The following is a 22,997-nucleotide window of genomic DNA, read 5'->3' on the forward strand; positions in this document are numbered from 1 at the left end:
CCCGGTTCGGGCGGGTTCCGGTTCAGTCAGTCGCCGGCGGGGTCGGTCCGGGCGGGATCCGGCTCAGTTCGGGGCGATCCACACCGTCATCGTCTCCTGGTAGGTGTCGAGCGCCTCGGGGCCGTTGTCCCGTCCCCAGAATCCGGATTGGCGATGTCCGCCGAACGGGGTCGCCGCGGTGCCTTCGCTGTAGCCGTTGATCGCGAGGGTGCCGACGCGGATGCGATCGGCCCACCATTTCGCGGTCCCCAGATCCTCGCACCACACGCTCGAGGCCAGTCCGAAGGGTTCGTCGTTGATCGCGGCCACCGCCTCGGCGCGAGTCGACCGGCGCAGCAGCTGGGTGAGCGGTCCGAAGATCTCGCCGCGACCGAGTTCGCTGTCATCGGGCACGCCCTCGATGACCGTCGGCGGATACCAGGTGCCCGCGGTGGGCACCTCGGCGCGGGTGTTGAGGATCCGCGCGCCCTTGCCCACGGCTTCGTCGACCCAGGCGGTGATCCTGTCGCGGGCCTTGACGTTGATGACCGGGCCGATGTCGGTGCCGTCGGCGAATGGATCGCCGACGGTGACCGCCTCGGCGGCGGAGATCAGAGCGGTCCGGAACTCGTCGAACCGGGCGTCATCGTCACCCACGACAATCACCCGGGAGGCGGCGGTACAGTTCTGTCCGCTCGTGCCGAAGGCGGCTCCAGCGATGTCGGCGGCGATGGCGTCGAAGTCGGAGGCGAACTCAGCATCGACGATATAGGCCGCACGTCCGCCGAGTTCGAGGGAGACCTTCTTGAGGTTCGACCGTGCGGAGGACTCGAGGAAGGAGCGTCCCACGGGCCCGGATCCGGTGAAGGTGAGCACGTCGATGTCCGGGTGCAGTCCCATGACGGCCCCGATGTTCGCCCCGGTGCCGATGAGCACGTGGAAGAGTCCGTCCGGGACTCCGGCCTCCTTGGCCAGTCCGGCGAAGTGGAGGGCACTGAGCGTGGAATCCTCGGAGGGTTTGATGATCATCGCGTTTCCGGCCGCCAGCGCCGGTGCGACCTTCCAGCCGAGCATCGCGATCGGGTAGTTCCAGGGCAGGATGGCACCGACGATGCCGATCGGCACCGAACGCACCCAGCCCCAGCCGTCCGGACCCTGCAGGTGCCGGCCGTCATCGCGGGAGATGAGATCGGCACAGTAGCGCAGGTTGGCGGCGACGTCCTCGACGTCTTCGGCCACGCTGCCGGCGAACACCTTGCCGGCCTCGATTCCGTCGAGGTAGGCGATCTGTTCGGCATTGTCGATGACGAGGTCGGCGAGGCGGCGGAGCACCTGCACCCGCTGATCTCCGTCCTCGGCCCAGGATGCTTCCCGGAAGGTCCGGCGGGCGGAGGCGACCGCGGCGTCGAGCTGGTCTTCGGAGGCTTCGTTGATCGTGCCGATGAGCTCGCCGTTCGCCGGGGCGATGAGGTCGAGTGCCGGGCCCTGCCCGGTGGTCGCTCGACCGTCGGTGAAGACGCCGAGGTTGTTGTCGATGATGGTGGAAAGTGCCTGTCGGCCGGTGTCTGAGTCAGCCATGTCAGAGTCCCTCCTCGAGCGCGGTGATCGTTGCCAGCAGGCCCTCGAGCGATTCGGCATCGGCGGTGGGCAGAGGTGGGCGCACCGGCCCCTGGTCGATGCCGCGGCGGCTGAGCGACTGTTTGATCAGAGAGATGAACGCAGGGTTGTCCTCGATCTGCGCGAGCGCGTCGGACAGACCGTTCCACAGCTCGATCGCCTCCGCCCAGCGTCCGTCCCGGGCGTGTGCCCACAGTGTCTGGCACTGCTGGGGCAGCAGCCACGCCGAGGCGGCCACCCAGCCGCTGGCTCCCTGGCTGAAGCCTTCGAGGGCGATTCCGTCGGCCCCGACGAAGACCTCCACCTCGGTGCCGAGTTCGCGGCGCAGCTCGCGGATTCGGGTGGCCGCCCCGGAGGTCTCCTTGACGCTCCAGAGGGCCCCGGTGTCGGCGAGGGTGGCCAGGTGCTCCGGGAGCAGATCGGTGCCGGTCGAATGCTGGTTGTTGTAGACCATCACCGGCAGCGGCGAGTTCGTCATCACCTGGTGCAGGGCGGCGGTCGCGGAGTCGGGTTCGAGGCCGCCGTAGAAGGGCGGAGTGATCATGGCGGCATCGGCGCCCCACGCCTGCGCGTTCGCGATGTGTTCGCTCATCTGCGCGGGCGTGTAGGCCATGCAGCCGACGACGATGTTGGCGCGGCCTCCGGCTGCGTCGACGATCGCCCGGATCTGGGCCTCCCGTTCGGCGTCGCTGAGTGCCAGGGCCTCACCGGTGGCGCCGAGGCAGAGGATGCCTTCGACGCCGGTGCCCAGGACTTCGTCGACCCGGGCGGCGAGTCGGTCGAGGTGCTGTTCTCCGTCCTCGTCGAAGGGGGTGGTCGGTACGGCGAAGACGCCGCGCATCGGATTCGTCATCGAATGGTCCTTTCGCTCTCAGTTTCGAGGCAGCCGAGCCTCGGTGACGGCGGGCAACCTCGTTGCTCCGACCCTAGGCAAGCCTGTGATCACAGGCAATAGCCGATTCTCCACAGCGATCTGGAGTTCTGCACACGATCCCTCCGGAGTTCTGCACACGCTGTCTCCTCGGAGTTCTGCACACGCTGTCTCCCCGGAAACGCCGCAGGGCGGACTCCCGAAGGGGAATCCGCCCTGAGGACGTGGTGCTGCGGACGAAGCGTTTGCTGCTTCGACCGGCGACCGGCCTAGTTCCTGAAGTAGGAGATGAGGCGCAGGATCTCGATGTAGAGCCAGATGAGGGTGACCATGAGGGAGAAGGCGCACATCCAGGAGTACTTCTCCGGGATCTTGTGCTTGACGCCCTCTTCGATCATCTGGAAGTCCATGATCAGGGTCATCGCGGCGAGCACGGTGGCCACGATGCCGATGATGATTCCCAGCGGAATGCCGAAGACCTCGATGCTGCGGGCTCCTCCGGTTCCGGTGAACATGGCGATGCCGAAGTTGATGAGCGAGAAGATCGCATAACCGCCGACGGCGATGAACATGAACTTCTTCATCTTCGAGCCGTAGCGCACGCCTTTGAACTTGAAGAGGGCGAGCATGACGCCGAAGACGCAGAGGGTGGCGAGGACCGCCTGAATGACGATGCCGTCGTACATCCTCTCGAAGATTCCGGAGATCCCGCCGAGGAACACGCCTTCGAACGCGGCGTAGCCGATGATCAGCGCCTTGCTCGGTTCCTTCTTGAAGGCATTGACGAGGCCGAGGACCAGGCCGATGAGCATCGCGGGGAAGGCGAGGACCGGCACGAACCAGCCGAGCACGGCACCGGCGAGGAGGATGGTGAAGAGAATGCCGGTCTTCATCATCACATCGTCGTAGGTCATCGCACGGTCGGCGACCTGCGGTCCGGCGTTGCGGTTCTCCGCTGCCGGCTGATTGAACAGGTTGTTGAGTTCCTGATCGGACATGACGGGCTGATTGCGGCCCGCCTGGGCGCCCTGGTTGATCGCCCGGTTCATCATGGGGTTACTCACGGTCGAGATCCTTTCGATCTGAGTAGACTTCGCGGTGACGCGGTGTCACGCGAGTGGTGATTCACGGTTCAAGTCTAGCGATAACACCTGGGCGGACACTGAAATTCCCAGGCCCCGAACGGCGAGCGTTGCACGATCGTAATGCCCGGCATTCCCCGGGGCAGTCGCGCCTGGACGGCGCTGCTGATAGCCGCCGCGCAGCCACCGATTCCGGCGGTCGGGATCAGCCCATCTGGTAGTGGGTGGCCGCGCCCGGTCCCCAGGGGATTCCGGTGGCCCACCAGATGAAGAACAGCAGCCCCCAGAAGATGAACATCGCGAACGACAGCGGAATCGTGAACGAGAGGACTGTGCCGATGCCGGCATCGCGCTTATAACGCTGAATGAAGCCGAGGACGACGACGAAGTAGGGGCTCATCGGGGAGATGATGTTCGTCGTCGAATCCCCGATCCGGTAGAGCGCCTGGGTGGTCTCCGGGGCGATGGACAGGAGCATGAACATCGGAATGAGCACCGGAGCCATGAGCGTCCACAGCCCCGACCCGGAGGTCAGGAACATCGCACCCAAGGCCACGAGCAGCCACCCGCCGAGGAGGATGATGAAGGGCCCGGTGTTGAGCGAACCGAAGAACTCCGCACCGCGGATGGCGAGGATCTCGCCGAGGCTCGACATCTTGAACAGGGCGAGGAACTGGCTGGCGGCGAAGAAGAGGACGATGACGGGGACGAAAGGCAGCAGGCCCTTGCCCATCATGTCCGGAATGTCCGAGGTCTTCCTGATCGATCCGGTGGCGTAGCCGTAGACGATGCCGACGATGAAGAAACCGAAGCCGATGATGGCCGCGATTCCCGCCATCAGCCCCGACTCGGGTCCGAAGCCGCCGGCTTCGTCGCGGAGGAAGGAGCCAGCGGGCAGGGCGAGGAAGAACAGAATGGCCGCGCAGGCGACGATGCTGATGACCGCGAAGACCATGCCCCGCTTCTCGTTGGCGTCGAGCTCCATCTTCACGTCGAAGTTCTCGGGATCGTTCTCATCGGGTGCGTCGAGTTCGATCTGGTCTGCCCGCTTGGACAGGAGGAGTTCGGTGACGAGGGTGACGGCAGCGGCGACGACGAACATCGAGACGAAGTTGAAGTAGAAGTTCGCGACCGGGCTGACCGTATAGTCGGCGTCGATGATCTGCGCCGCCGAGGTGGAGAGTCCGCCGAGGATCGTGTCGAGCGAGTTGACCATCGGAGCCGCAGAATAGCCGCCCGAGGTGGCCGCATAGGCGACGAGGCAGCCGAGCAGCGGGTTACGGCCGACCGCTTTGAAAGCGAGTCCGCCGAGCGGAATCATGATCATGTACGAGGCGTCGGAGGCGATCGACGAGGCGGTTCCGGCGAGGGCGACGATGAAGGTGATCCACTTCGGCGAGGCGCCGGCGATGCTCCCGCGCAGCATCGCCGGGATGAGCCCCGACTGTTCGGCGACGGCGACGCCGATGAGCACGATGAGCACGAGCCCGAGCGGTGGGAAGGTGACGAAGTTGTTCGTCGCTCCGGCGACGATCTCGCGCAGGGACTCCGTGGAGAAGAGGTTGGTCACCGTCACCTTCTCATCGGTGGCGGGATTGACCGCGCTGAGCCCGGTGGCGGAGAAGATCGACGAGAGGATCATGACGATCACGGCCAGCGACAGGAAGAGCCAGAACGGGTGAGGCAGCTTGTTGCCGGCCCTCTCGATGATGACCAACAGGCGCATCAGCCAGTTGAGGTCGGAGGGTGCGTTCGACTTCTCGTCGACGGCGGCGGAGTTGCTCGACATGGGTTCTCCTCGGTCGTGTCGGCACCGGTGGGCGCCCCAGGCCGCGATTCGCTCTGTGAGCGCGATCACGCGGGAAGTCACCAGTCTATGGACAGGATCGATTGCAACAAAGGAATCTCATATTCTGGATGTCGCCGAGCGGCGCACAGCACTGTCGCTCCTCGGCGACTGTGTCCGGGGGTATGCCTCCCTAGGCTCGGAACATGAGCGCACATCCCGCCTTCGACGGCCCTCAGGACGGCCACTCCTCCGACGGCCACCGGACCCCCGATGAGACCTCACGACCACCTCGGCGACTCGGCCTGCCGGTCTGGGCGATCATCGCCCTGGCTCTGCTCGCCGCGCCCCGCATGGTCCTCCACGACCTCGGCATCATCAGCGAGGGCACGGGAATCAACGCGCTCTTCGTTGCCGTCCCGCTGCTCGTCTGGGTGCTTGTGACCCTGTGGGCGAGAGTGCCGAACGCCTTCCTCACCCTCCTGACCGTCGGGATCATCTATGGTCTCGTCCTCGCCGTGGGACATCAGCTCTTCTGGACTGCACAGTTCGACGGTGCCCTGCCCCGCCTCGGCGGAAGGTTCGCCGGACTCGATCCCGGCCTCTCGAGCCTCATCGTCCGCGTCTTCGCCATCGGTTCGAGCCTGCTCACGGGCACCATCGTCGGAGCCGTAGTCGGCCTGCTCACCTGGGGGCTCGATCGGCTGCGGGGGCGGGGACGGAAAACCCCGCCGAGGCGGGGCTTCCGTGAACGTTGCGCGCTGAGTCGGTGCGCTGCCGTCAGTGTGGGATCAGCGTTCGATGTCTCCGCGGATGAAGGCCTCGACGGCCTCGTGGGCGGAGTCGTCGTCGGTCTGCTCCGGCGGTGACTTCATGAAGTAGGACGACGCGGAGATGAGCGCTCCGCCGATGCCGCGGTCGAGGCCGATCTTCGCGGCGCGGACGGCGTCGATGATGACTCCGGCCGAGTTCGGGGAGTCCCAGACCTCGAGCTTGTATTCCAGGGACACCGGGGCGTCACCGAAGTTGCGGCCCTCGAGGCGGACGAAAGCCCATTTGCGGTCGTCGAGCCATTCGACGTAGTCACTGGGTCCGATGTGGACGTCGCGGTCGGCCAGCTGGGCGTTGGTGTTCGAGGTCACGGCCTGGGTCTTCGAGATCTTCTTCGATTCGAGTCGCTGGCGCTCCAACATGTTCTTAAAGTCCATGTTGCCGCCGACGTTGAGCTGGTAGGTGCGGTCGAGGACGACTCCGCGGTCTTCGAAGAGCTTGGCCATGACCCTGTGGGTGATGGTCGCTCCGATCTGGGACTTGATGTCGTCGCCGACGATCGGGACGCCGGCGGCGCGGAACTTCTCGTCCCATTCCTTCGTCCCGGCGATGAACACGGGCAGGGCGTTGACGAAGGCGACCTTCGCGTCGATGGCGGCCTGAGCGTAGAACTCCACGGCCTCCTGCGATCCGACGGGCAGGTAGCAGACGAGGACGTCAGCCTCGGCGTCCTTGAGAGCTTTGACCACGTCGACGGCTTCGCGGTCGGATTCGACGATCGTCTCGCGGTAGTACTCGCCGAGTCCGTCGAGGGTCGGTCCCCGCAGCACCTCGATGCCGGTGGGTTCGACGTCGGCGAGCTTGATGGTGTTGTTCTCACTGGCGGTGATCGCCTCGGCGATGTCGGATCCGACCTTCTTGCCGTCGACGTCGAAGGCGGCGACGAAATCGATGTCACCGACGTGATAATCCCCGAACTCCACATGCATGAGACCCGGCACCTTCGTCCCCGGAGCCGCATTCCGGTAGTACTCAACACCTTGGATCAGGGATGAGGCGCAGTTGCCCAATCCGGCAATCGCGACTCGAATCGATTTCGTTCCCACGTCTGTGACTTCTCCTTTATTGTTTCGGGTCTCCCCGAGTGCCAAGTGTCCCGAGGATTCAAGGGGTTTCGAACCTCGGATATTCCTGACGGGGTCAGGTTTTCGACCAGACCCGACTATTCATCTTAAACTCCTCGTCAAAGTGGCGAGGCATGTGATCGCCCGGACCCCGCGGCCCAGGGGATCACGGTGCGGCCGATCAGCTGACGACGAGCGGCTCGAGCACGAGATCAGGGTGATTCTTCTGCACTCCGTGCAGGCGCCAGCGGTCCGAGAACAGGGCCAGCAGCTCTCCGTCGGAGCGGTGGAGGACCTCGACGGAGCGTTCCCGGGACAGGGTGGACACGCACTCGGGGGTGGTGCGCCTGGCCAGAGAGAAGTTGAGACGTTCGAGCGCGCACGGGGCGTTGAACTCGTTGACCATCCTGTCCTCGGCGACTTCGAACTGCATCGGTCCGACCGCTCCGAGCACCGGCGCCTGATCGCCGCGCAGGTCGGAGCGCAGCACCTGGATGACACCTTCGTGGTCGAGCTGTTCGATGCCGCGGCGGAACTGCTTGTACTTCGAGGAGTCCTTGGCGCGGATGACCATGAAGTGTTCGGGAGAGAAGGTCGGGATGCCGGGGAATTCGACCTTCTTTTCAAGATAGAGGGAGTCACCCACCCGCAGGGCGGAGGCGTTGACGAGACCGACTACGTCACCTGGGAAGGCCTCGTCGACGACGTCGCGGTCGCGGCCGAAGACCTGCTGGGCGTACTTCGTGGCGAAGGGCTTGCCGGTGGCGGCGTGGGTGAGCACGCTGCCGCGTTCGAACACTCCGGAACACACGCGGATGTAGGCGAGTCGGTCGCGGTGATTCGAGTCCATGCCGGCCTGGACCTTGAACACGAAGCCGGAGAACGGGGCGTCGACGGGGCGCGGTTCGCCGTTCTTGTCCTCGCGGGCTTCTGCGGCCGGGGCGAGGTCGACGAGCATGTCGAGGAGTTTGTGGATACCGAAGTTGAGCACCGCGGAAGCGAACATCACCGGGGTCGATTTACCGGCAAGGAACGTCTGCTGGTCGTGGTTCTGCTCTTCCATGTCGAGCAGCTCGGATTCGTCGACGGCCGTCGACCAGGCATCGCCTTCGAGATCGGCGGCCTTCTCTGCGGGGAAGGTCTCCTCCCCGGCAATGGTCGCCCCGCCGTCGGTGCGGGTGTACTTCGTGTAGTCGCCGGTGATCCGGTCGAGCACACCGCGGAAGTCTCCGGACTGTCCGACAGGCCAGGTGATCGGGGTGGGCAGAAGGCCGGTGCGCTCCTGCACCTCGTCCATGAGTTCGAGGGCGTCGAGGCCCGGTCGATCCCACTTGTTGACGACGGTGATGATCGGGATGTTGCGGTGGGCACAGACTTCGAAGAGCTTCATCGTCTGCGCCTCGAGGCCTTTGGCGGCGTCGATGAGCATGACGGCGCAGTCCACGGCGGAGAGGACGCGGTAGGTGTCCTCGGAGAAGTCGGCGTGGCCGGGGGTGTCGACGAGGTTGAACACCGCGTCCCGGTATTCGAACTGCAGGGCGGCCGAGGAGATCGAGATCCCGCGGTCCTGCTCCATCTTCATCCAGTCGGAGACGGTGGCGCGTCGGCCGGCCTTGCCGTGGGTGGCTCCCGCCTGGCCGATCGCCCGGGCGTGCAGGGCGAGCGCCTCGGTCGTCGTCGACTTACCCGCGTCGGGGTGGGAGATGACGGCGAACGTGCGGCGGCGGGCCGCCTGGGTTCGAATGTCTTTATCGGAATACTGGCCGGAAGTCACCGCAATATCCTATCGCCCTTCTCCACCCGGCCGCGCCTCCGGTCGCGTGTCCGGTCAGTCACAGAGACCGTGCACGGCCACACGGCGTGTGCCTGCGACGACTCCGCGGCGGTGCAACGACGCCGCGGACGCATCCAGCATCCTGTCGGATTCCGCCTTTATGCTGGTGGGCGATGACTGAGGAATTTGTTGATTACGCGGGCCGTACCGAACCGAAGGAACGGTGGCTCAAGGCCCTGCCGCTCATCGTCGCCGCACTGCTCGGGATCCCGTGCCTTGCCCTGGCGATCATGTTCTCGCTCTCGATCGCGCAGGTGACCAGCTACATCTTCGACATCGGCACCTCGGGGTTGGAGGCTACCGCAATGGTGCTGCTCAGCCTCTCAGGTGCCTTCTGCGTGATCTTCTGGCTCGCGTTCCTCTTCATCGGCAGCCGTCGCCGCACGTGGAAGTGGCGCCTCTGGTGGGCCGGCGCGGCACTTCTCGCCGCGGGAATCATGCCGCTGTGGTGGCTCGTCTTCGGCTACTACTGAACCGTAACGCCCCGCTACTGAGCCGTAACGCCCCGAGAGTGACACACCCTACGGGAGCACCGCTCGGATGTGTCACTCGCTGTAGGTTATAGCGACGCTGCGCGGGAGCTTGCGACGCCACCACGACGCTCAGAGCTGCGCGAGGGCCTTCGCGATGCGCTTCTCCGACACGGGGTGTGCGGTACCCAGAGAATTCGCGTAGAGACTCACCCGCAACTCTTCGACCATGGTGAGCACCTCACTCCAATCGTTCGGAAGCGCGACGAGGATCTGCGACCAGTCGGCCTTCGCAAGCTCCGGGAACCGATTCGCCACCTTCTTGTCCACGGCGTCCTGACTGCCGGTGACACGGTCCATGAGCTGCTTGTCCCGGATCGGAGAATCCTGCATTCCGCCGATGCGCACGTCCTCGGCCTGCACCCAGCGCGGCAGGTCGCGAAGCAGCTGCGGCGTCAGCGCCGCCACCGCCGGTCCGGACACCCGAGAGGCACGCCAAGCCTGCACATCGGCGAGGTTGGACAGGATCGCCAACGACGAGGCCTTCGACACCAGTCGGTCGAGTTCGGTCGCCGCCCGCAGCGCCTTGAGCAGGGACGGCAGCAGCGCGACGCACAGCTCGGGCAGCCCCGCCTGAACGGATCTGCTCAGCTGCGCGAAAGCCTCGGCATCACCGACCCACGTGGTTTCGACGGGCCCCACGTGCTCGGCCACAAGACCACGGATGCCGACCCTCAGCAACGCCTGCAGCAGTTCGTCCGCGAACTTCTGGTGCCCGGCGAGGACGAGCTTCTCCTCGGTTGTCAGCCCGTCCCGCAGGTATTTCAGCGCCTCGTTCGCCTGCAGCCCGAGCAGGGTGATGAGTCCCTCCCGGCTCGCGGCCCTGGCCTGGGCCGCCGTGTCGAAGGCCACGAGATCGACGTGGGTGCCGCGATCAGCCAGTCCGGGGATCGCGCCCGGTTCGGCCTCGTCAGGGTTCTGCAGGGTGCCGAAGCTCCACGTGCTCAGCCCGGTGCGCGGAGAGAAGTCGAGCTGCTTCGCCCGCGCCTTCTTCACCTGCGGCTTCGCCTTCGTCGTCACCTTGGCGAGGTCCTCGCCGACGCCCACGGTTCGGCCCCCGTCGATGACCCGGAAGCGGATCCGCAGATGCGGCGGAATCCGGTCCCGGTCGAAATCATCGGCGGCGACCGTGATCGGCACGAGGTCGTGGAGGCCTCCCCCACCGGCACGCTCGCTCAGATGTGCCGCGAGCACCTCGGGCAGGCTCCCCCGGTACGGCGTGAGGCTGGGCAGGATGTCGCGGGCGACATCGGGAGCGGGCACGAAGTAGCGGCGCTTGCCCTTCGGCAGCGAGCGGATATAGGCACCGACGAGTTCCTCCCGCAAGCCGGGCACCTGCCAGGAGAATTCGTCCTGGTCGACCAGCGGCACCGCCTCGGCGGGGATCTCCACGGTCACTCCGTCTTCGGTGCTGCCGGGGTCGAAGGAGTACCGGAGTTTGGCCCGGGTGCCGTCTGCCAGTTCCCATTCCAGTGGGAAGTCGGAGGCCGCCGAGGCGGTCAGTTCCTCGCTGTCGTCGCTGAGCAGCACCGCTGTGGTCAGGTCGAGCAGGTGCGAGTCCCGACGTTTCTGTCCTTTCCACCACGACCGGAAGTCCGCCGCCGAGGTGACTGTGGCCGGAATCCGCTCGTCGAAGAATTCGAAGAGGGCATCGTCCTGGTCGAGCACTCGGCGGTTGCGGGTGCGGGAAGCGAGATCCTCCGCTTCCGCGATGACCTCGGCATTGTGCTCGAGGAAGCCGAAGCGTTCGTTCCAGTCGCCCTCGATGAGCCCCTTGCGGATGAACATGTCGCGGGCCGCTTCGGCGTCGATGGCTCCGTAGCCGACTCGACGGTCGCTGATGAGGGTCACCCCGTAGAGCGAGATCTTCTCGTAGACCATCGACGATCCGGCCTTCTTCGACCAGTGCGGGTCGGAATGCTGCCGGGTCACGAGGTCACCGGCGGCCTCGACGACCCAGTCCGGGTCGATCGCGGCGACGGTGCGGGCCCACAGCCGGGAGGTTTCGACGAGCTCGGCGGCCATGACGAAGTCGGGCTTGACCTTGAATAGGCCCGAGCCCGGGAAGATGGCGAAGCGGGTGCCGCGGGCACCTTGGTAGTCCTTCTGCCGCTCGGAGCGGGAGCCGATCATCGACAGCAGTCCGGCCAGCAGCGCGCGGTGGATCGCGGCCGCATGGGGGTCGAGTTTGACGTTCGCGACCGCCTGCGCAGCACCCTTGCCGTCATCGGCGCCGCCGTTCTTCTTGGCGCTGCGTTTGGCGGCGCTGAGCTCGGCGAATCCGATCTTGCCGCTCGCACCCGTGGCCGTTTGCCTGGCGCCAGTCGACGTGGAACCGGACGACCCAGCACCGGTCGACGCGCCACCGGTAGACCCAGCACCGCGCGACCGCGCACCGCCTGCGGACCGAGCCGCCACCGCTGCGCCGGCTGAGGCAGCATTCCCGGACTTGCCCGATCCGGTGGCCTCGTCGGCCCCGGGATCACCGGCAGCCTCCTGGCTGCGCTCGGGGCGCCAGGTGGAGCGGTCGACGCGGATGCCGGCGGAGCCGAGCAGCGACCGCAGCTGACCGACGAGGTCCTGCCATTCGCGGATCCGCACGAAGTTGAGGAACTCGGCCTTGCAGAGGCGACGGAACTTCGAACTCGTCAGCGCCGCCTGCTGCTCCTCGAGGTAGTTCCACAGGTTGAGCAGTGACAGGAAGTCGCTGCCGCGGTGGGTGAACCGGGCGTGCTTCTCGTCGGCGGCCGCCCGCACCTCGGTCGGGCGTTCGCGGGGGTCCTGGATGGACAGGGCCGCGACGATCACGGTGACCTCTCCCCCGCATCCCGCCTCGGCGCCGGCGATGACCATCCGAGCCAGGCGCGGATCGATCGGGAGCACGGACAGCTTCCGCCCGATCTCCGTGACCGCGATCGTGCCGGTCTTGTCGCTGGTCAGCGCCCCGAGTTCGGCGAGCATCGTCCGCCCGTCGCGGACGGCCTTGGCCTCTGGCGGGGTGAGGAACGAGAACTCGAGGATCTCCTGGTCGCTGGAGGCGAAGCCGAGGCCCGCCATCTGCAGGATGACGCTGGCGAGGTTGGTGCGCAAGATCTCCGGGTCGGTGAACTCGGGCCGGGCCTCGAAGTCGGACTCCGAGTACAGGCGGATGCAGATGCCCTCGCTCGTACGTCCCGAGCGGCCCTTGCGTTGGTTCGCGCTGGCCCGGGAGATGCGTTCGATCGGCAGACGCTGGACTCGGGTGCGGTTGGAGTACCGGGAGATCCGGGCGGTGCCGACGTCGATGACGTACTTGATGCCGGGCACCGTCAGGGAAGTTTCGGCGACGTTTGTGGCCAGCACGATGCGCGGGCGCGAGTGGGGTCGAAACACCTTCTGCTGCTCGCCGGCGGAGAGTCGGGCGAAGAGCGGCACGACCTCCCAGCTGCCCAGCTTCGGCTTCTTCCGCAGGTGGGCCTCGAGCGCATCGGCGGTGTCGCGGATCTCCCGCTCTCCGGAGAGGAAGACGAGGATGTCCCCGGGTGCTTCGGCGGTCAGCTCGTCGACGGCTGAGATGATGCCTTCGGTCTGCTCCTCCACGCCGGTCTCGTAGCTGCCCGACTCCCCGGATCCGTCGACGTCGTCGTCATCGGTCTCGTCGATGAGCGGACGGTAGCGGACCTCCACAGGGTACGTTCGGCCCTCGACGGAGATGATCGGAGCATCGTCGAAGTGGGCGGAGAAGGACTCGGGGTCAATCGTCGCCGAGGTGATGATGACCTTGAGGTCCGGACGTTTGCCGAGCACCTCCTTGAGATAGCCGAGGAGGAAGTCGATGTTGAGGCTGCGTTCGTGCGCCTCGTCGATGATGATGACCTCGTAGTCGCGCAGCAGCTTGTCGCGGGAGAGTTCGGAGAGCAGGATTCCGTCGGTCATCACCTTGACCCGGGTGGAGTCGGCGACCTGCGCGGTGAAGCGCACCTGGTAGCCGATCGTGGATCCCAGCTCCTCGCCGAGTTCATCGGCGATACGCTCGGCCACGGTGCGCGCAGCGATCCGCCGAGGCTGGGTGTGCCCGATCAGCCCGTTGACGCCGAGGCCGAGTTCGAGGCAGATCTTGGGCAGCTGGGTGGTCTTGCCGGAGCCGGTCTCACCGGCGATGATGACGACCTGGTTGTCCCGGATCGCCGCGGCGATCTCGTCCTTCGCCCCGCTGACCGGCAGTTCGGCCGGGTAGGTGATCGCGACCTGTCCAGCTTCCCGGGCAGCCTTGAGGCGGGCACGGCGCTCATGATGGTGCGCGGCACCGGTCTTCCGGCGCGGCTTGCCACGGCCGGATTTCCTGCGCCGAGGCGGCTGGTGAGTGCTCGATTCCGAGGTCCGAGGCGACGGGGTGGGGTTCTCTTCTGCCATTGCCCTTCAAGTTTAGCGGCTGGAGGATCAGAAGCGTTCGGCGATCCTGCGCAGCTTCTGCGAGTACGCGTCCCAGTCATGGCCCTTGGGCATGTTGGGACTGGCGGCGCTGAGACCGACCTGGCCGTCGATGGATTCGCGGATGATGTCGACCTGCCCGAGGTGGCGGGTGAGATCGACGAGGACGTGGACCATGATCTGGCCCAGGGTGACGCTGTTCTCCGGTGCCGACCAATGCGGGACAGTGCCCACCGCGTCGAGGGGCAGGGAGTCGACGCTCGTCTCGACGAATTCGATCACGCGTCGGTAGAGGTCGAACACGGACTCGGCGGTCTCTGCCTCGGTGGCGTACCAGTCGGCCTGCGGATCGGCGTCGATCTGTACGAGGGTGACCACCTCGGCGCGGTTCGGCCAGGGCCGATCAAAAGTGTCGCCGAAGTAGCCGATCTCGACCTGGGACATGTGCTTGACGACGCCGAGGAGGTTGAACCCGGTCGGGGTCCTGGGCAGTCGCAGTTCGCGTTCGCTCAGCCCATCGAGCTTGAACAGCAGGCTGCTCCGTGCCGTCGCCAGGGAGGCTGCGAGCACCGTCTTCATCGCGTCATCGTCGACCATGGCTTAAGTCTGCCGGAATCATCGGCCCCGGGGAACAGCTCCGTCGAACGGGTCCGGCGAACACGCGGACCGAATTGCCGTTATCCTCGAGGTGTGACCCAAGACGATTCACGCAGCCGGATCGCCCGGAGGATCTTCCCCGACGGGGAGGACCCGGATCCGCGCTTCACGCTCGCCAACGAGCGGACCTTCCTGTCCTGGATCCGCACCGCTCTGGCCTTCATCGGCGGAGGCATCGCGGTCGAAGCATTCACCTCGGCGATCTTCACTCCCGGCCTGCGGGCGACCCTGTCGATCGTCCTCATGGTCATCGGATTCATCCTCGCCGCGGGCGCTGCCTTCCGCTGGTACCGGATCGAATCGGCGATGCGGCACAAGACCTCGCTGCCGCTGCCGTTGATCATTCCCATCGTCAGCCTCGCCTCGGCGCTGGGGGCAGGACTCCTCGTGCTGGTGTTCGCCGGACTGCTGTGAGCACTCCCCCGCCCCGGCACCCGCAGCCCCACGCGGATCCGGGTCTTCAACCCGAGCGCACCACCCAGTCGTGGCTGCGCACGAGTCTGACGATGACCGTCGTCAGCCTCCTCTTCATCCGCTTCATCCACGTCTTCGGCGGCCTGTCGGTGGCGATCTTCGTCATCTGCCTCGGCCTGGCGATCACCGCAATCGCGATGCAGGTCAGACGCTACCGGCTCGGTTCGGTCTCGATTCGGGCCGAGCGGGGCCGGCCCACGCCGATGGCCGTGCTCTTCCTCGCCACCTCGGTGTGCCTCGTCGCCGCCCTCGGGATCGCCTCGGTGATCAGGATCGCCCTCACCTGAGCCGGATCGTGCCCGCCCGAACCGGATCGCCCTCACCCGAGCGGCCCGCGCGAACCGCTCATGCGCACCGTTCACGCGAGCGGTGCGGAGCGATCCTGCGTTCCTCGTTGTGAGACCGCCGTTCGGTCGCCGGGCGGCGTTGCCTAGACTGGTGGCCATGAAGGATGCACGCGAAGTCTCCACCGCTCCACTCGTCGCCGTCGGACTCGTCGGCGGTTTCCTCACCGCCCGGGAAACGGGCATCCGCCCGCTCGGCGGTGTCGTGCTCGCGGCGGCCGGCGCCTATGCCGCTCGCTCGTGGTACGTGAAGAAGGGCTGGCCCGTGGCCACAGGCCTCGGACTGGCCTACCTCGGCGGCTTCGGCGCCTCTCATCCCCTGGCGAAGAAGATCGGCGCCTGGCCCTCGGTGCTCACCGTCAGCGCGGTCAGCGCCGCGGCCGCCTACCTGGCCTCGGATGCCGCCGACGCGAACTGAGCCGCCGCTCCATTCATCGCAGCTCAGACCACAGCTGCGCAGTTAGGCAACTTCCACTGCTCTAAGAAAGCGAGGGCCACGGGTAGGCCATGCTGGCTGTCTTCGAAGGTTTCGCCGTCATCGCGGGAGTCATCCTCGTCGGGTTCATCCTCGGCCGCACCGGCGTGCTCGGACCGCACGGTCAGCAGGTCATCGCGAAGCTCGTCTTCTACGCCGGCACCCCGACCCTGCTCTACGTCACCGTCTCCGAGACCGACCTCGGGCTGATCTTCAACACCGCCCTCTTCGCCACCGGCGGTTCGGCGATCGTCGTCGGTCTCCTCCTCTTCGTCCTCACCCGCTGGATCCGCAAACGCAGCACCGGCGAGGCCATGTTCTCGGCCTGGGCGACCAGCTATGTCAACATCGGCAACCTCGGGATCCCCATCGCCGCCTACGTCCTCCACGACATCGGCTACGTCGCTCCCGTGCTGCTGTTCCAGCTGCTCATCCTCGCCCCGATCGGCATGGCCGTGCTCGACGGTGCAGGCAAGAAGCAGCACGACTCGCATTGGTATTCGGCGCCGCTGCAGGTCATCAAGAATCCCATCGTGCTCGGCGCAGCGGCAGGAGTGGCCGCCTCGGCGACGGGCTTCGAATTGCCCCGCTTCGTCTTCGAACCCATCGACATGATCGGAGCCACGGCCGTGCCCGGAGCGCTCCTGGCCTTCGGGATCTCCCTCAAGGACGGCTGGGCCCTGCCGGTCAAGGGCACCCGGTCCCAGCTGGGCTACATCACGTTCGCGAAGCTCGTCCTCCAGCCGGTCATCGCCTGGGTCATCGGCGGTCCGCTGCTCGGCTACGACGGCATCGACCTGTTCGCCATCGTCGTCACCTCCGCCCTGCCGACCGCGCAGAACGTCTACATCTATTCGATGCAGTACCGGCAGTCCGAGGCGCTGATGCGCGATGCCGTGTTCATCACCACGGTCCTCGCCGTCCCGGCCCTCGTCATCGTCGCCGCGCTCCTCGGTTAGCCCGGTTCCGCGCGGTCCCGGGCCCAACCTCGGCGATATCGGCCCTTGTGGCGTGTCCTCCCCCGGTTGGACGGTGGGGTCACTGACAATGGGGATGTGGCTGGAGACGAGAAGAACGAGACCGAAGACCTTCTGAGCAGACGAATGAGCTCAGGGTCGGGCAGTGCTGCCGAAAAGCAGTCGCGGTCCTCTCTGGAGGCCGCCAACGATCCCTCGACCGACACCGAGGCGTTCGACCCGATCACCGATCCCATCGCCGAGGAGGGCCCGAAGCATTCCGCAGATGCGAAGCCCTCGACCGGCCCGGTTCGCGTCACCCCTGCCCATTCGTCGAACCCTCATCCCGCCGCCTCGGCGACACCCGCTTACGCCGGGCACGGAGCCGACAGCACCTCGGCCCCCGATGCCGAGGTCGCCCGGACCCGTGAGGTTCCGAGCGACGGTCGCACCGCGGTGATGAGCGAAGCGGAATGGGCGGCCGTGACCAAGGCTGCGACGGAGAGGGACACCCACGAACCCGAGGTTCCCGAACGTCGCCGCAGCGCGCTCGACGTCATCGGCACGATCTGGATCATGCTCGCCACCCCGTTCATCCTGCTGGCCCTGGCGGTGCGCTTCGTCGCCTCGGGACTGTTCCTCAAGTTCGAGTACTTCCGTCCCGGCTTCCCGGCCGATCAGTTCGGCTTCGGTGAGGCCGACCGCGAGCACTACGGCACCTATGTCATCGACTATCTGCACAATCTGGATTCTCGCCGCTACCTCGCCGACGTCATCATGCCCAACGGCGAGCCGATCTTCATCTCCGAAGAGCTCAACCACATGGCCGATGTCAAAGGCCTCATCTCGCTCCTCTACCTCGTTGCCCTGATCGGGCTCATCGGAGCGATCCTCTTCGGCCTCTACATGTGCCGGAGGAACGGAATGGGCATCCACACCGGGGTCCGCCTCGGCTCGATTTTCAGCATCATCTTCATGGCCGCGATCGCGGTCGTCGCAGTGCTCGGCTGGGACAGCTTCTTCCGCGGCTTCCACTCGATCTTCTTCAAGGACGGAACCTGGGAGTTCTACTCCGATGATTCGCTCATCCGCCTGTTCCCGCCGCAGTTCTGGGTCGATGCCGGCATCGGCGGCGGCGGACTCTTCGTCCTCCTCGCCATCGTCCTCTTCTGCCTCAGCTTCGCCGGGCACAAGAAGCGCCGCGCACGTCGGAAGGCGCTGCGAGACGCCGAGGCCTGAGTTGCTTCGAGTCTGAGCAATCAGCGGGCTTCGGCCCGCCCCATAATCCCGGCCGGGTGGTCTTTCCCCTTCCACCCGGCCGAATTTCTTTCCCCCGGCCGAGTCTCGCTCGAGTTCCTTTCGCCCGGACGAGTTCCGTTCGCCCGGCCGAGTTCCGTTCGCCCGGCCGAAGCCGCAGCGTACATCCGCGCTGGTGGTCCTGTCCGCTCGATGCACACAGGATGACAATTCGTTGTGCCGTCCGTCGATATCTTGATGCGCAGGGCGAAGGAGACTAGCGTCGGAAGACAGCGGAGAGGCCACAGTGCACGATGTCTGCACCCGATCCGCGACCAATCTGAAACCCACCGTCCATGCCGAACGATGAGTCCATGCGAACAGGAGGCAGAGTCATGAATGCCGAGACGAACACGCCGAAACCCACGGGCGAGTCGAATGAGATCGAGGACGAGTCCACGACGGCCATGGATTCGGGCTCACCGGATGAGACTCCGGAGCAGAAGCTCGACCGCATCGCATCCGAACACGGTGTCAATATCGACGGCGACGTCGACGCGGCCAAGGACGAAGACACGCGTGCGTCCGAGGAACGCCCGGACGTCCGCGGCGGGGATTCCAAGTCCGATGACGAGGACCCCGAGCCCCCGGACTGAAGCTGCACCGGCCGAACCTGCGCTCAGTCGTCGACGGCGTCCCGTCCACGACGGACGATGAGCGGATCGGCATCATAGACGACCGAGGAGTCCTTGCCCTCGTAGTCGAACTGGTTGAGGAAGTAGCGGATCGCATTGAGCCTGGCCCGCTTCTTGTCATTGCTCTTGATCGTGACCCACGGGGCGTGGTCGGTGTCCGTGCGGCGGAACGTCTCTTCCTTCGCCTTCGTGTAGTCGTCCCAGCGGTCGAGCGACTCGAGGTCCATCGGCGAGAGCTTCCACTGCCGCACGGGATCGATCTGGCGGATCGCGAACCGTGTGCGCTGTTCTCGCTGAGTCACGGAGAACCAGAATTTCGTGACATGGATGCCCGAATCGATGAGCATCTTCTCGAACACCGGGGCCTGCTCCATGAACGTCTCGTACTCGTCGTCGCTACAGAAGCCCATCACGCGTTCGACATTGCCCCGGTTGTACCAGGAACGGTCGAACATGACGATCTCACCGGCGGTCGGCAGGTGACTGACGTAGCGCTGAAAGTACCACTGTCCGGATTCGGTGTCGGACGGCTTATTCAGGGCCACGACGCGCGCCGTTCGCGGGTTGAGATGTTCGGTGAACCGCTTGATCGTTCCGCCCTTGCCGGCGGCATCGCGGCCTTCGAAGAGGATGACGTGCTTGGAGCCCGTGTCCTGCCCCCAGTACTGGAACTTCAGGAGTTCGACCTGCAGCTGATACTTCTCGAGCTCGTAGTCCTCACGGTTCATCTGCTCGGAGTACGGGTAGCCCTCACGCCAGGTTTCGACCGCCCGCCCCAACGGATCGATGAGGTGCGGATCCGTGGTGTGGCTGTCCTGGACCGTGTAGCCCTCGAGCCGGAGCTTGTCGATGTACTCCCGCAGATTCTCCTGGAGCAGGTTGTTCACAAGATCTCTCCTTCTCATCCCCGACGCCGAACGCACTCGCGCCGTCGTCGTGCTCTCGCACCTCGGCAACGTAACGCGCCGAGGTGAACATCAGGTTATGCGATCGACGTCACGTTTAGGAATGATTCCCAGCCCGATCAGCGGGGCGAGAGCGACGATTCCGAACGACAGCGGGTAACCGAAGACCGTGACCAGGGCGCCGAATCCGGGCCCGAGGATCGCGGACATGACGAACTGCCCCGTGTTCTGCGCCCCCATCGCCTTGCCCGACCAGCGCGGGCCGGCCGCCTCCGCCACCGAGGCGAACGCGAGACCATTGTCGGCCACCGACACCGTCGAGGCGAGGATGAAGACGATGGCCGCGACGACCGGCATCGGGGTCAGCGAGATCAGGGCGATCGCCGCGACGAGCACGGCGGCCGCGACGGCCACTATGCGCAGCAGTCCGACCCGTGAGGAGAAGCGGTCCGAGAGTCCCCCGATGACCATGCGACCCAACGCACCGACGATCTGGGAGGCGGCGACGATGCCGCCTGCGATTCCGGCACTGATGTGCTGGTTCGCGATGAGCCAGATCAGGCCGTAGGTGGAGAAGGCGAACTGCGGGATGACCAGCAGCGCGGAGACTCCGTGGATCCGCCACAGGAAGGAATCGGCTCGGTAGGGGTTGGTCCTGCCCAGGTCCGCCGACGCAGGTTCCCCCGCCGAGGCGGCCCCCGCCTGAGCGGAATCCTCGCGTCCCAGCGCGGGATCGGGTTCCGATTCGTTCTCGTATTCGGGCTCGGCATCGGTGACCTCGGTGCGGGTCGCTTCGGTGCGCGGCGGATTCCGCACGAGCACCCAGCAGACGAGCGTCATCGCAGCGGTGACGCCGATGATCAACCACAGATAGCCGGAGAACCCGCCGGCGGCCGCGATCGGCGGGACTGCGAGAGCGGCCACGCTCGTCCCCAGGGGTTGGGACATCTGCCGGATGCCCATCGCCAGGCCGCGGCGGTGCCGGGGAAACCATCCCATGACGACGCGTCCGCTGGCCGAGTTCACGGAGGCCGCCGCGGCTCCCGAGGCGGCGATGACGATGATCAGCCAGATCGGCGAGCCTGCGATGGGCAGGGCCAACGCCGTGGCGACAGCGGTCAGTCCGATGCCCAAGGTCATTGCGAGGCGTTCGCCGTATCTGTCGGCGAAGGCGCCCCAGGCGATGAGCGTGAGGATGAGTCCGAAGCTCGGTGCGGCCGCGACGGTCCCGGCTTGGGTGAGGGTATAGCCGAGGTCACGGTGCATGTGCGGGATGAGGAAGGCCGGGCCTGTGATGGCGACGGTGGCCGCCATCTGCGTCAGCACCCCGATGACGAGGATCACCCAGGCCTGTCTGCTGGGCGGAGTCTCGGTCATAGGCTCGAGGGTAGTCCGCCGCCGCGCACAGGGTCCGCGCGTCTCAGATCGCGGCAGGCGGGATTTGGTTATACAGTGAGTGCTGGCACCTCCCCCTATAGCCCAATCGGCAGAGGCAGTCGACTTAAAATCGATTCAGTCTGGGTTCGAGTCCCAGTGGGGGGACCACGATCGTCGCGGACGACTCCCCCAGCGGGTCGCGATCCTTGCCGGAGACGAGACTGATGCCGATCCCCGGTCGGCTTCGCAAACCGCCCTCTCCTGCGGCATGATCGACGCATGGCACTGTATCTCCTCGCCCCCGGCTTCACAGTCCGCTCGCTTGACGGCGCTGACGACCGGGCGATCCCCAGCACGGCCGGACCGGCCGTCGTCCTCGATTCCGAGTCCCCGGATGCCGCGTCGTCCGCAGGATCCGGCGAACCAGGCGCCTCCGGGAGTCCTCCCTCGGTCAGGGACGCGCTCGCCGGCCGCCCGCACGCCTGTCGCGAATCCGGTGGCCACTGGGTCGAGATCGGCTACGAGGCCGCCGACCACTGGGTTCAGATGACGCCTCAGCTGAGACAGCGTCTCATCGATGATCCACTGGCCACGCTCGATGTCTCCGAGTTCAAGACGGCGACGAACGGCGGCAGCGCCTCGATCATCACGAACAATTGGGTCTACTCGGGGTCTCCCCGCGTCTACCGGGTGGCCGGTCAGCTCCGTGAGTTCGTCACCGTCCTCGGCGAGATCATGACGCGCTGAGTTCGCGGTTCGCTTCGATCGAGGCGACATTGCGCTCGGCCCACTTGCTCAGGGCCGCGACCGGCTCGAGCAGGGAACGGCCCAGATCCGTCAGGCCGTATTCGACACGTGGAGGCACCTCGGCGAAGACCTCCCTGGTCACCAGCCCGTCGGCGACGAGCGAGCGCAGGGTAGAAGTGAGCACCTTCGGAGTGATGCCGCCGATCGCCAGGCGAATCTCGTTGAACCGCTTGGGACCTTCATCGAGGATCAAGATGATGAGCACCGTCCACTTGTCTCCCACCCGATCGAGAACGACTCGGGTCGGGCAGTCCGGATCGAAGGCATCGCCTTCCCAGGAAACATTCATGGTCATGAACCAATAGTATCTTTGAGGTACTCGGTATCCAAACGATAGTGTCGTGATGTCAGGCACAAGCACCCACCTCGGCGGCACCGCGACAGCGCAGCCGCAGGAAAGGAACGAACATGAAGATCGCACTCTTCGGAGCATCCGGAATGATCGGATCCCGCGTCACCAAGGAAGCCGCCGAGCGCGGACTCGAAGTCACCGCCATCACCCGCTCGGGTGCCGAGGTTCCCGGAGCTCTGCGTTCATTGCAGGGCGATATGGGCGATGCGAAATTCGATGCCCAGATAGCCGCCGACCACGATGTCATCGTCTCGACCACCGGCCCCAGCCGTGCCGGCGGAGACCACCAGGAATGGCTCGACGCCCTCAAGACGCTGGCCGAGGCCAGCGGCGACACCCGCATCTTCGTCGTCGGCGGAGCAGGCTCCCTCTTCGTCGGGGACACCATGCTCAAGGACACCGAGGGATTCCCGGCCGAATACAAGACGGAATCGGAGACCGGCACCCGTGCACTCGAACTGCTGCGCGAGGGCAGCTGGTCACCGTGGACGCTCATCTCCCCCGCACCGGAGATCGGCCCGGGTGAGCGCACCGGCAGCTACAAGACCGAACTCGAGGTCCCCGCGGGAGACTCGATCTCAGCGGAGGACTTCGCCGTGGCGATGGTCGATGAGATCGTCACACCTGCGCACATCGACGCGAGGTTCACCGTCGCCAACTGATCGCGGAGACGGACAACGCCGGGGATGCTGCTTGAGCATCCCCGGCGTTTCGC

General features: G+C 65.9%; 21 protein-coding genes and 1 tRNA gene. 11 read left to right on the forward strand and 11 right to left on the reverse strand.

Features of this window, described 5'->3' with window-relative positions; genetic code table 11:
• Window positions 1-63: 63 nt before the first annotated feature.
• The 4 genes from ACH82I_RS04715 to ACH82I_RS04730 all read right to left on the reverse strand — a co-directional run bounded on the left by ACH82I_RS04715 (window position 64) and on the right by ACH82I_RS04730 (window position 5,338).
• Window positions 64-1,557, reverse strand: coding sequence for an aldehyde dehydrogenase family protein (locus ACH82I_RS04715; protein WP_413335848.1), 1,494 nt, complete (start codon window positions 1,555-1,557; stop codon window positions 64-66).
• 1 nt (window position 1,558) lies between these two features.
• Window positions 1,559-2,449, reverse strand: a complete 891-nt coding sequence (locus ACH82I_RS04720; RefSeq protein ID WP_413335850.1) for a dihydrodipicolinate synthase family protein — start codon at window positions 2,447-2,449, stop codon at window positions 1,559-1,561.
• A gap of 287 nt (window positions 2,450-2,736) precedes the next feature.
• Window positions 2,737-3,519, reverse strand: a complete 783-nt coding sequence (locus tag ACH82I_RS04725; protein ID WP_230744366.1) for a Bax inhibitor-1/YccA family membrane protein — start codon at window positions 3,517-3,519, stop codon at window positions 2,737-2,739.
• A gap of 235 nt (window positions 3,520-3,754) precedes the next feature.
• Window positions 3,755-5,338: an AbgT family transporter gene (locus ACH82I_RS04730; protein ID WP_413335852.1), complete on the reverse strand. Its 1,584-nt coding sequence runs from the start codon at window positions 5,336-5,338 to the stop codon at window positions 3,755-3,757.
• A 203-nt stretch (window positions 5,339-5,541) separates the two neighbouring features.
• On the opposite strand from ACH82I_RS04730, the gene ACH82I_RS04735 reads away from it, so the two are divergent.
• A complete protein-coding gene (locus tag ACH82I_RS04735; RefSeq protein WP_230743473.1) occupies window positions 5,542-6,204 on the forward strand; it encodes a hypothetical protein in 663 nt (220 codons plus the stop codon).
• Here the strand turns inward: ACH82I_RS04735 and ACH82I_RS04740 are convergent.
• Together ACH82I_RS04740 and ACH82I_RS04745 are read right to left on the reverse strand one after the other, a co-directional pair.
• Window positions 6,127-7,212, reverse strand: a complete 1,086-nt coding sequence (locus ACH82I_RS04740) for an inositol-3-phosphate synthase (RefSeq protein ID WP_230743471.1) — start codon at window positions 7,210-7,212, stop codon at window positions 6,127-6,129. The two genes, ACH82I_RS04735 and ACH82I_RS04740, sit on opposite strands and share 78 nt — an antisense overlap.
• 199 nt (window positions 7,213-7,411) lie before the next feature.
• Entirely contained in the window at window positions 7,412-9,004 is a 1,593-nt protein-coding gene (locus tag ACH82I_RS04745) for a peptide chain release factor 3 (RefSeq protein WP_230743470.1), read from the reverse strand.
• Between the two features lie 173 nt (window positions 9,005-9,177).
• Here ACH82I_RS04745 and ACH82I_RS04750 point away from each other — a divergent pair, with 173 nt between their 5' ends.
• Window positions 9,178-9,537 carry a hypothetical protein gene (locus ACH82I_RS04750; protein WP_413335855.1) on the forward strand — a complete coding sequence of 120 codons (360 nt, stop codon included), beginning with the start codon at window positions 9,178-9,180 and terminating at the stop codon, window positions 9,535-9,537.
• 129 nt (window positions 9,538-9,666) lie between these two features.
• Here ACH82I_RS04750 and hrpA read toward each other — a convergent pair whose 3' ends face one another.
• A complete protein-coding gene (gene hrpA / locus ACH82I_RS04755) occupies window positions 9,667-13,986 on the reverse strand; it encodes an ATP-dependent RNA helicase HrpA (RefSeq protein WP_413335857.1) in 4,320 nt (1,439 codons plus the stop codon).
• A gap of 27 nt (window positions 13,987-14,013) precedes the next feature.
• Complete coding sequence (locus ACH82I_RS04760) at window positions 14,014-14,601, reverse strand: DinB family protein (protein ID WP_413335859.1); 588 nt, start codon at window positions 14,599-14,601, stop codon at window positions 14,014-14,016.
• A 93-nt stretch (window positions 14,602-14,694) separates the two neighbouring features.
• Between ACH82I_RS04760 and ACH82I_RS04765 the strand changes: the two genes are divergently transcribed.
• The 6 genes from ACH82I_RS04765 (at window position 14,695) to ACH82I_RS04790 (ending at window position 18,802) form a co-directional block, all read left to right on the forward strand.
• Window positions 14,695-15,075, forward strand: coding sequence for a YidH family protein (locus ACH82I_RS04765; protein ID WP_230743466.1), 381 nt, complete (start codon window positions 14,695-14,697; stop codon window positions 15,073-15,075).
• Window positions 15,072-15,422: a DUF202 domain-containing protein gene (locus tag ACH82I_RS04770; protein ID WP_230743464.1), complete on the forward strand. Its 351-nt coding sequence runs from the start codon at window positions 15,072-15,074 to the stop codon at window positions 15,420-15,422. The genes ACH82I_RS04765 and ACH82I_RS04770 overlap by 4 nt, the downstream gene beginning before the upstream one ends.
• Window positions 15,423-15,579: 157 nt before the next feature.
• Entirely contained in the window at window positions 15,580-15,897 is a 318-nt protein-coding gene (locus tag ACH82I_RS04775; protein ID WP_230743463.1) for a hypothetical protein, read from the forward strand.
• 89 nt (window positions 15,898-15,986) lie between these two features.
• A complete protein-coding gene (locus ACH82I_RS04780) occupies window positions 15,987-16,913 on the forward strand; it encodes an AEC family transporter (protein WP_230743462.1) in 927 nt (308 codons plus the stop codon).
• A 96-nt stretch (window positions 16,914-17,009) separates the two neighbouring features.
• Complete coding sequence (locus tag ACH82I_RS04785) at window positions 17,010-18,149, forward strand: TIGR01906 family membrane protein (protein WP_230743461.1); 1,140 nt, start codon at window positions 17,010-17,012, stop codon at window positions 18,147-18,149.
• A 392-nt stretch (window positions 18,150-18,541) separates the two neighbouring features.
• Window positions 18,542-18,802, forward strand: coding sequence for a hypothetical protein (locus tag ACH82I_RS04790; protein WP_230743460.1), 261 nt, complete (start codon window positions 18,542-18,544; stop codon window positions 18,800-18,802).
• A 23-nt stretch (window positions 18,803-18,825) separates the two neighbouring features.
• On the opposite strand, the gene ppk2 is transcribed toward ACH82I_RS04790, so the two are convergent.
• Window positions 18,826-19,728 (reverse strand): polyphosphate kinase 2, encoded by a 903-nt coding sequence (ppk2, locus tag ACH82I_RS04795; protein WP_413335863.1) that lies wholly within the window; start codon window positions 19,726-19,728, stop codon window positions 18,826-18,828.
• A 90-nt stretch (window positions 19,729-19,818) separates the two neighbouring features.
• Window positions 19,819-21,123: an MFS transporter gene (locus ACH82I_RS04800; RefSeq protein WP_413335865.1), complete on the reverse strand. Its 1,305-nt coding sequence runs from the start codon at window positions 21,121-21,123 to the stop codon at window positions 19,819-19,821.
• 91 nt (window positions 21,124-21,214) lie between these two features.
• On the opposite strand from ACH82I_RS04800, the gene ACH82I_RS04805 reads away from it, so the two are divergent.
• Both ACH82I_RS04805 and ACH82I_RS04810 read left to right on the forward strand, forming a co-directional pair.
• A tRNA-Leu gene (locus ACH82I_RS04805) sits at window positions 21,215-21,291 on the forward strand.
• Between the two features lie 111 nt (window positions 21,292-21,402).
• Complete coding sequence (locus tag ACH82I_RS04810) at window positions 21,403-21,870, forward strand: hypothetical protein (RefSeq protein ID WP_413335867.1); 468 nt, start codon at window positions 21,403-21,405, stop codon at window positions 21,868-21,870.
• Here ACH82I_RS04810 and ACH82I_RS04815 read toward each other — a convergent pair.
• The gene (locus ACH82I_RS04815) at window positions 21,857-22,225 is read right to left on the reverse strand and encodes a winged helix-turn-helix transcriptional regulator (protein WP_413335869.1); all 369 of its coding nucleotides are present in this window, start codon (window positions 22,223-22,225) and stop codon (window positions 21,857-21,859) included. The two genes, ACH82I_RS04810 and ACH82I_RS04815, sit on opposite strands and share 14 nt — an antisense overlap.
• 113 nt (window positions 22,226-22,338) lie before the next feature.
• On the opposite strand from ACH82I_RS04815, the gene ACH82I_RS04820 reads away from it, so the two are divergent.
• A complete protein-coding gene (locus ACH82I_RS04820) occupies window positions 22,339-22,944 on the forward strand; it encodes an NAD(P)-dependent oxidoreductase (RefSeq protein ID WP_413335871.1) in 606 nt (201 codons plus the stop codon).
• Window positions 22,945-22,997: the final 53 nt, after the last annotated feature.

Origin of the sequence: Brevibacterium sp. GP-SGM9, from assembly GCF_047300845.1 — a bacterium.
Taxonomy (GTDB): Bacteria; Actinomycetota; Actinomycetes; order Actinomycetales; family Brevibacteriaceae; genus Brevibacterium.